Origin of the sequence: Xenophilus sp. (assembly GCF_044462705.1) — a bacterium.
GTDB lineage: Bacteria > Pseudomonadota > Gammaproteobacteria > Burkholderiales > Burkholderiaceae_C > Xenophilus > Xenophilus azovorans.
The window spans coordinates 1-7804 of record NZ_JBIQNC010000216.1 but is presented as its reverse complement, the minus strand read 5'-3'; the positions used below and the strand labels follow the sequence as shown (position 1 = coordinate 7804).

The window sequence follows — 7804 nt, the reverse complement described above, 5'->3', positions numbered from 1 at the left end:
CCGTACCTTTGAAGTTTCCAACTTCTTGCTGTACGTGAAATCTAGGCAGGGTCACAAGGAATCGATCAACCGCAAGGTGGCCGCGGCCATCGTGCGCACCGCGCCGCCGGCGCTGCAGTTCCGCGAGGTGCCGCTGGACGCCCTGCCCATGTACAACGGCGACCTGGAGTCCGCCCGCCCCGCAGCCGTCAACGACTTCACCGCCCAATGCGCCCGCGCGGACGCCTTCCTCGTGGTCATGCCCGAGTTCAACCGTTCGCTGCCGGCCGTGCTGAAGAACGCGATCGACTGGGGCTCCAAGCCGATCGACCGCAACGTGTGGCGCGACAAGCCGGTCGCCATGTCGGGGACCTCGCCGGGCGCCATCGGCACGGCGGTCGGCCAGCAGCATCTGCGCCAGATCCTGGGCATCCTGGGCGCATCGGTGCTGGGCGGCGAGGCCTATCTCTCTTTCAAGCCCGACATGCTGGCGGCCGACGGCAGCTTCGCCGACGAAACGACACGTCAGTTCATGGCAGCCTACATGGAGCGCTTCGCGCGCTTCATCGGCAAGCTGGCGGATGCCTGACATGCCCGCGGCGCTGGGCGGCCCTCAGTGCGACCAGGCGGAACGCGCGTGCATCCGGCTGTGTGTCGACTTCGCGAACCACATCGATGCGCGCCGCTACCCCGAACTGCTCGATCTCTTCACGCCCGGCGGCACGCTGGATCGCATGGGCATGGTGTTCCAGGGCCGCAAGCAGATCGCACGGTTCCTCGCGTCGCGCCCGGATGCGATCGTCACGCGGCATCTGTGTACCAACTTCCGCATCGCCGTCGAAGGCGACGCCGACGCGCGCGGGGTCTGCTACGCGCTGTTCTTCCAGGCCGCTGCCTCGAGCGGGGTCCCGACGATGACCGGCCTGCCCGCCATCGTCGAATACCACGATCGCTTCAAGCGCACGCCCGACGGCTGGCGGATCGACGAGCGACGCATCCTGCCGGCCATGCAGCCCGACCATTCTTGATTGAAGACAGGAGACCACCCATGCTTTTCGTTCTCTATTGCCTGGACAAGCCCGGCAGCACCGAGCGCAGGCTCGCGCTGCGCGGCGTGCATCGCGAGCACGTGGCGACCATCGCCGATCGGCTGGCCGCCGCCGGCCCGCTGTTCGCGGACGACGGCGTCACCATGATCGGCAGCCTGCTGATCGTGGACTTCGAGGACCGCGCGGCGCTCGACGCCTGGCTCCAGGGCGAGCCGTTCACGCAGCAGGGCGTGTACGAACGCATCACCGTGCACCCCTTCCTGAACGTCTGGCCGCAGCGCACCGGCGCGCCGCCCAAGGACATGTCCAACCTGAGTGCGTTCGCACGCTGATCCCACGGCTCGTCATGATCTTTTTTTCTTCATTGCACCGCCGGCGCATCCTGGCGGCACTCCTGGGCACCGTCGCCATCGGCGCCTTCTCGCAAGAGGCCTATCCGGCACGGCCCGTCACCATCGTCGTTCCCTTCCCGCCCGGCGGCGCCGCCGACACGGCGCTCAGGGCACTGCAGCCCTCGCTCCAGCGCAATCTGGGCCAGCCGGTGGTCATCTCCAACCGCGCCGGCGCGGGCGGCGCCATCGGGACGGCCGCCGTCGCGCAGAGCAAGCCCGACAGCTACACGCTGCTGTTCACGTTCTCCTCGCTCGCCGGCCTTCCCGAACAGGCGGTCGTGAACCGGCAGACGCCGCTTTTCGGGCTGGACCAGCTCACGCCGGTCGCGCGCATCACCTCCGACGCCACGGCGCTCGTCGTGAAAAGCGACAGCCCCTACCGCAGCGCCGGCGAGTTGATCGCGGCAGCCAAGGCCCGGCCAGGGCAGATCAGCTATGCATCCAGCGGCAACGACGGGCCGAGCCATATGCCGACGGCCATGTTCGCGGACGCGGCAGGCGTCACTTTCAACCACATTCCCTATCCGGGCGGCGCGCAGATGATCACCTCGCTGCTGGCCGGGCAGGTGGACTTCGCGTCGTTCAGCCGCTCCCTGGTGCTTCCGCATGTGGAGGCGGGCAAGCTCCGGTTCCTCGCCTCCTACGGCGAGGACCGGTGGCCGCAGCAGCCGTCCCCGGCGCCGCTCAGCGAGGCCGGCGTGCGGGTGAACCACGTCACCTGGGTCGGCGTCTTCGCGCCCGCCCAGACACCGCCGCAGACCCTGGCGCGCCTGCGCGAGGCATTGCGCGGCGCGTCGACGGATCCGGAGTTCGTGCAAAGCGTCGCGAAGATGGGAAGCACGATCGCCTACCTGGATGGCCCGGCGTTCGAGAAGTACTGGCTCGCGGAGATCGCGCAGGCGCAGGAGACGATCCGCAAGATCGGAAGGCTCGAATGACGACGCAGGACCGGACGACGCCGCATCTCGTCCTCTACCACTTCCCGGGCGCCTGCTCGCAGGTGTGCGTGTTCGCGCTCGAGCACGCGGGGCTGCCGTACGAACTGCGCCTGGTCGACTTGCGCTCGGGCGAGCAGGCCCGGCCCGCGTACGCCGCGGTTTCCGCGCTCGGCAAGGTGCCGGCATTGCTCGTGGACGGCGCCGTGCTCACGGAGAACGCAGCGATCCAGACCTTCGTGGCTGCGCTGCGCCCCGAAGCGGGGCTGTTTCCCCCCGACAGTTCCCCTCTGGCCGCCGGGCGCCGGCAGGCAGGCTTGTCGCTGTGCGGCGGCACGCTGCATCCGATCGTGCGCGGCCTGGCCAATCCCGGGCGCATCACCGACGGGGATCCCGAAGGTGTGCGGCGGAAGTCGCTCCAGTTGGCGCAGAAATCCTTCGCTCATGCAGAAGCCGTGCTGTCCGAAACGGGCTGGTGGCTCGGCACCTGGTCCCTCGTGGATGTGTATCTGAACTGGGCCGTTTCCGTGGCAGCGTCCTCGGGCTTCGACTTCAGCGGGCTTCCGGCCTTGCAGGGCCTGCGCTCTCGGCTTTCGGAGATTCCCGCCTTCAGGCGCATGCTGGCCATCGAAGCCGAGTGTCAAGCCGCTCTGGCACAGCGAGCCTCCCCGCACCCCTGAATCCGAAGGAAGGGACTCTCGAATGAAACTCTTGCGTCACGGCCCCGTGGGCCAGGAAGAGCCCGGCGCGCTGGACGCGCAGGGCCAGGCACGCGACCTGTCGCTGCTGGTGCCCGACTTCACCCCCGAGTGGCTGGCGCCCGAGCGCCTGGCCGCCCTGGCGGCCATCGACCTGGCCCGCATGCCGCGGGTGCCCGAGGGAACCCGCCTGGGCGCCCCGGTGGCCGGCGTGCGCCAGTTCGTGGCCGTCGGCCTGAACTACCGCAAGCACGCCCAGGAGTCGGGCCTGGAGATCCCCAAGGAGCCGGTGGTCTTCACCAAGGCCCTGACCTCGCTCGCGGGCCCGGACGACGACATCGAGCTGCCCGCCGGCTCCGAGGCCACCGACTGGGAGATCGAGCTGGGCCTCGTGATCGGCACCGAGGCCCGCAAGGTGGCCGCGGCGGACGCGCTGGGGCACGTGGCCGGCTACTGCCTGGCCAACGACGTGTCCGAGCGCGACTGGCAGATCAAGCGTGGCGGCCAGTGGGGCAAGGGCAAGAGCTTCGACGGCTTCGGCCCCATCGGCCCGTGGCTGGTGACGGCCGACGAGCTGCCCGACCCGCAGAGCATTCCGCTGGAGCTCAAGGTCAACGGCGAGGTGCGCCAGAAGAGCAGCACGGCCGACATGATCTTCCCGGTGGCCGAGATCGTGTCGTACCTGAGCCGGTTCATGACGCTGCTGCCCGGGGACGTGGTGATCACGGGCACGCCCGAGGGGGTGGGGCTGGGCATCAAGCCGGCGCCGCAGTTCCTCAAGCGGGGCGACGTGATGACGCTCAGCGCCGGGCCCCTGGGCACCCAGACGCAGCGCCTGGTCTGACATAGCGCCGCAGGCGGCCCGGAAGCTCCGGCATTTGACCGGTGCGCGATACGCCACGTCCGTCTGGGCCGGTGCCACACCGGGTGCACCGATCTACGACCGAGGCAGCTTCGTGGAAGGCGAGCGCTGGATCGGCGAGGACCGGACATCACTTCCCGGTGAACGCCAGCTTTGCACCCAGCCCGGCGAATGCCGCGGCAAAGCCGTACCGCAGCCGGCGTTGAACGGCGGCTGATTCGACAACCCGTCTTCGAAAGGCGTGTGCGACGAGGCCATACACGGCAAAGACCGCAAACGTCATGGCCATGAACACGGCGCTCAGCCCGAGCAACTGCAGCAGCGGCCTCTCGGCACCGGGCTCGACGAACTGGGGAAGGAAGGCCAGGAAGAAGATCGTCAGCTTGGGATTCAGAATGTTGAGCACGAATGCTTTCCCGATCAGCCTGCCGGCGGAGGTTGTGCCTGCAGCGCTGCTGTCCACGGAAAATGCAGACTTGTCCCGCCATGTCGCGAAGGCGATGTAGAACAGGTACGCGACCCCGGCGTACTTCAAGACCTGGAACGCCATCGCGCTGGTGTGCATGACCGCCGCGAGGCCCAGCACGGTTGCCAGGAGATGCGGAACGATCCCTGCCGTGCACCCCAACGCCGCGTATGTGCTGGCGCTGCGGCCTTGGGCCAGGCCGATGGAGACGGTATAGATGGCCCCGGTCCCGGGCACGAGCACGACAACCAGTGACGTGATGAGGAATTCAACGCTGATCATGATGGCTCCGGGTGCTTCGGCCGGCGTACACGAAGCGGTTCCATCGCTGCACGCTGCTCCAGCCAGGCGAAACCTGCAGCCAACGCGTCGGCCGGCGGGCGTGGCGAGTAGCCGAGTTCGCGGCAGGCCTTGCCGATGTCGTAGACCTGGCGCACACCGTGGAACAGGCGGACTTGGCTGCGCAGCAGTTCGGGAGGGCGTCCTGTGACCCGGGCCAGACCCTGCTGAAGCGAAGCCATGGCGGCGAGCAACCAGCGAGGGGGTCTCGGCGGCACGCGGCCAGGCACCGTGCCGCCACCAAGGGCCATCGCCATGTCAGCGAGCGAAGAGCTGGCATGGTTCGCCAGGATGTAGCGTTCACCGGGGCGGCCGCGCTCGGCGGCCGCGAGCATGGCAGCGGCCACGTCGCGCACGTCGACGAAGTTGAAGTGGAAATCCGGGTCCACGAGCAGCCGCCTCCGGCGCACCTGCTCGAGGAAATTCATGGTGTCGGTCAGGCTGTGTGCGTAAGGCCCGACGATGGCACCTGGCAGCACCGAAACCATCGCCACCCCGAGCCGCCGCGCGGCCTCCCAGGCAGCGCGCTCGGATTCGATCTTCGAGCGATAGTACGGATTCTCCAGCTCCGTGTTCCATGAGGCTTCGTCGAACGGCTCGCCGGTGTGCCCGACGGCGGCCACGGAGCTGACGTACACGACCTTGCGCACCCCCGCTGCCGCTGCGGCCTGCAACACCAGGCGCGAGCCTTCGACATTGGGCTGCACGATATCGCGCTCGGCGTCGCGCGCCCAATGCCGGAAGACGGCAGCCACCTGATACAGCACGTCGACGCCCATCAGCGCCCTGCGCAGAGAATCGGCGTCGAGCAGATCCAGCCTCACACGCTCGCAAGGCAGGCCTTCCAGGGGCTGCCTGTCTTCCATCCGCCTCACGCCTGCCCGCACCGCATGGCCGCGGGCGAGCAGCGCACGCACCAGGGTGTTTCCAAGGTGCCCGTTGGCCCCCGTCACGAGGCAGAGCCCGGCTGTGGAGCGCTGGGGGAAAGCGGGTGTGCAGACAAGGGTGGGTTGCGTGGCGGTCATGCAGTTCCTCAGGTGTTCGGACGATCCGGCCCGTTGAGATCACTGTAGGAAGTGCGTGCCCCGTTGGCACGGTACTGGCGCGACAAGTTGCGGCAATGGCGCGTCACGCCGCTCCCGAACCCGATCCGCTATAACCGGTTGCTCCGGCCCGCCAAGAGTCCTTCCGAATGCCATCGACAAGCAGCTACACGGTTTCTGCCGCTTTCTTCGAGAACCTGGTGTGGGCTGCCGCCGAGGAAGGCCTGGATGTCGCCCGTTGGCAGCATCGACTCGGCAGCCCGCAACGCAGCGACGGTCGCCTGCCGCTGGCTGAGTTCAGCGCGTTGTGGCAGTCGCTGCTGGCGCAGACCGACGACCCGCTGCTCGGCTTGCGTCTTGGCGAGCGTTTCCGCCTGGGTCGCTACGGCTTGGTCGAGTTCCTCCTGTTGAACTCGCGCACGGTGCGCGATGCCCTGTCGCTGTCCGCTGACTACTGGCGCCTGGTGATCGACGAGGACAAGCAGCTGCGGCTGGTGGACGGCGATCATGGTTTGCGCCTCCTCATCGAGACGCGCGTCATGCACCCCCCGGCAGCGTTCGACATGGACATGTTGTACGGCGTGCGCTGGTTGTCGCTCGTGCTCGGGCGTTCCGTGGAGGAACTGGGGGTCTCGCTTGGGTTGGCCCACGCATTGCCACGCGGTGCCACGATCGGCGATTACTGCCGTTACTTCGGCTGCGACATTGCCTTCGATCAGGCGTGTTACTGGATAGAGGTGCCGAAGGGGGTGGCCGAGCAGCCGCTCGCGGGCCACCCGGTGATCGTCGAGGCGGTGGCGGCGCAGGCGCAGCTTCAGCTGCAATTGCTCGATCGCCCGCAGGCCCTGGCCGGACGGGTGTCGCATCTGATCGAGCTTGGCGCGATCGACGTGCAGCGCGTGGCGGATCAACTCCACCTGGGTGTCAGAAGCCTGCAGCGCCGGCTGAAGGACGAGGGGACCAGCTTCGGAGAGCTGCGGGACGGCGCGCTGCGCCGGCGCGCAGAGCGCCTTCTGGCAGAGCCGCGGATGGCGCTGAAGGAAGTCGCCTACCTGCTGGGCTACGAAGAGCGCGGGCTGTTCGAGGCGTGCCAGCGCTGGTTCGGCGCGTCTCCCGGCGTGCTGCGGGCGCAGCTGTGTCGTTGAACCACGGCGCTCTGACGACGATGCCGGACGCCTTCGGCCACGTCGGCATTTCGGTCTGATCGGCCGGCAGATCGGCCAAGGGCGACGGAGATGACCTCCTGCGAGCCGGTGGCGGCGAGGATGCGCCTGCGCTCCTATCCGTCGATCTCCGGCTCGACGAGCTTCGCAAGCTTGCGCAGCGACTCCTGCCAGCCGAGGTAGCAGGCTTCGGCGGGGATCACATCCGGCACGCCCTGCTGTTCGATGTGGACCTCGGTACCCACCGAAACGGCCTTCAGATTCACCGTGACCTTCATCTCTCCGGGCATGCCCGGATCGTCGAAGCTGTCGGTGTAGACGAGGCGCTCGCCGGGCACGAGCTCCAGATAGGCGCCGCCGAAGGCGTGGCTGTGGCCCGTCGTGAAGTTCCGGAACGACATCCTGTGACGGCCACCGACTTTCGGCTCCAGTTCGTGGACGGTGCAGGTGAACCCGAAGGGCGGAAGCCAGCTCGTCACCGCATCCGGCTCGAGGAAGGCGCGGTAGAGCTTTTCGGGCCGGGCGGCGAAGACGCGGTGCAGGCGGATCGTGCTGGGCATGGCTGTTTCCTGGTTCGTTGAGAGTTCGACGCCTGACGGCTTCAGGCGCCTCGACGAGAGAACGTCATGTGCATCACGCCGCTGGGCGATGCGACGGCCTCGATCTCGAACATGTTCTCGAGGCCTTCCAGCTTGTCCCACAGGCGCGCGCCGCGTCCGAGCAGGATCGGCACGACCACGATGTGCATGTGGTCGACCAGCCCCGCCGCGATGAAGTCGCGGATCATGCCGGGGCCGCGCCCGAGGCGCACGTCCTGCCCACGTCCGCCGGCGTCAGCACCGGCATCGACATGGCACTGGCGATGGTGGCCGGCGACC

Annotated in this window: 11 protein-coding genes; 7 read left to right on the top strand and 4 right to left on the bottom strand. The window is 68.1% G+C overall.

The features are described 5' to 3' along the window. From ACIY1X_RS22570 to ACIY1X_RS22545, 6 genes are all read left to right on the top strand, one after another. Positions 1–568: NADPH-dependent FMN reductase (locus ACIY1X_RS22570; RefSeq protein ID WP_399684931.1), on the top strand; the 568-nt coding region annotated here is incomplete at its 5' end. A gap of 1 nt (position 569) precedes the next feature. Further along, complete coding sequence (locus tag ACIY1X_RS22565; RefSeq protein ID WP_399684929.1) at positions 570–1007, top strand: nuclear transport factor 2 family protein; 438 nt, start codon at positions 570–572, stop codon at positions 1005–1007. A gap of 20 nt (positions 1008–1027) precedes the next feature. Continuing rightward, entirely contained in the window at positions 1028–1360 is a 333-nt protein-coding gene (locus ACIY1X_RS22560; RefSeq protein WP_399684926.1) for a YciI family protein, read from the top strand. 14 nt (positions 1361–1374) lie between these two features. Beyond that, positions 1375–2358, top strand: a complete 984-nt coding sequence (locus ACIY1X_RS22555; protein ID WP_399684924.1) for a Bug family tripartite tricarboxylate transporter substrate binding protein — start codon at positions 1375–1377, stop codon at positions 2356–2358. Beyond that, the gene (locus tag ACIY1X_RS22550) at positions 2355–3035 is read left to right on the top strand and encodes a glutathione S-transferase family protein (protein ID WP_399684921.1); all 681 of its coding nucleotides are present in this window, start codon (positions 2355–2357) and stop codon (positions 3033–3035) included. Before ACIY1X_RS22555 ends, ACIY1X_RS22550 begins: the two co-directional genes overlap by 4 nt. A 22-nt stretch (positions 3036–3057) precedes the next feature. Continuing rightward, positions 3058–3897, top strand: coding sequence for a fumarylacetoacetate hydrolase family protein (locus tag ACIY1X_RS22545; RefSeq protein ID WP_399684919.1), 840 nt, complete (start codon positions 3058–3060; stop codon positions 3895–3897). A gap of 148 nt (positions 3898–4045) precedes the next feature. On the opposite strand, the gene ACIY1X_RS22540 is transcribed toward ACIY1X_RS22545, so the two are convergent. Continuing rightward, entirely contained in the window at positions 4046–4663 is a 618-nt protein-coding gene (locus ACIY1X_RS22540) for a LysE family translocator (RefSeq protein ID WP_399684917.1), read from the bottom strand. Continuing rightward, complete coding sequence (locus ACIY1X_RS22535; RefSeq protein ID WP_399684915.1) at positions 4660–5745, bottom strand: NAD-dependent epimerase/dehydratase family protein; 1086 nt, start codon at positions 5743–5745, stop codon at positions 4660–4662. Before ACIY1X_RS22535 ends, ACIY1X_RS22540 begins: the two co-directional genes overlap by 4 nt. Before the next feature lie 167 nt (positions 5746–5912). Here ACIY1X_RS22535 and ACIY1X_RS22530 point away from each other — a divergent pair, with 167 nt between their 5' ends. After that, positions 5913–6908 (top strand): AraC family transcriptional regulator ligand-binding domain-containing protein, encoded by a 996-nt coding sequence (locus tag ACIY1X_RS22530; RefSeq protein WP_399684913.1) that lies wholly within the window; start codon positions 5913–5915, stop codon positions 6906–6908. Positions 6909–7042: 134 nt separating this feature from the next. Here the strand turns inward: ACIY1X_RS22530 and ACIY1X_RS22525 are convergent, their stop codons facing one another. Both ACIY1X_RS22525 and ACIY1X_RS22520 read right to left on the bottom strand, forming a co-directional pair. Continuing rightward, on the bottom strand, positions 7043–7486 hold the full coding sequence (locus ACIY1X_RS22525; protein WP_399684910.1) for an SRPBCC family protein: 444 nt from the start codon (positions 7484–7486) through the stop codon (positions 7043–7045). A 41-nt stretch (positions 7487–7527) separates the two neighbouring features. Next, positions 7528–7804: dihydrofolate reductase family protein (locus ACIY1X_RS22520; protein WP_399684907.1), on the bottom strand; the 277-nt coding region annotated here is incomplete at its 5' end.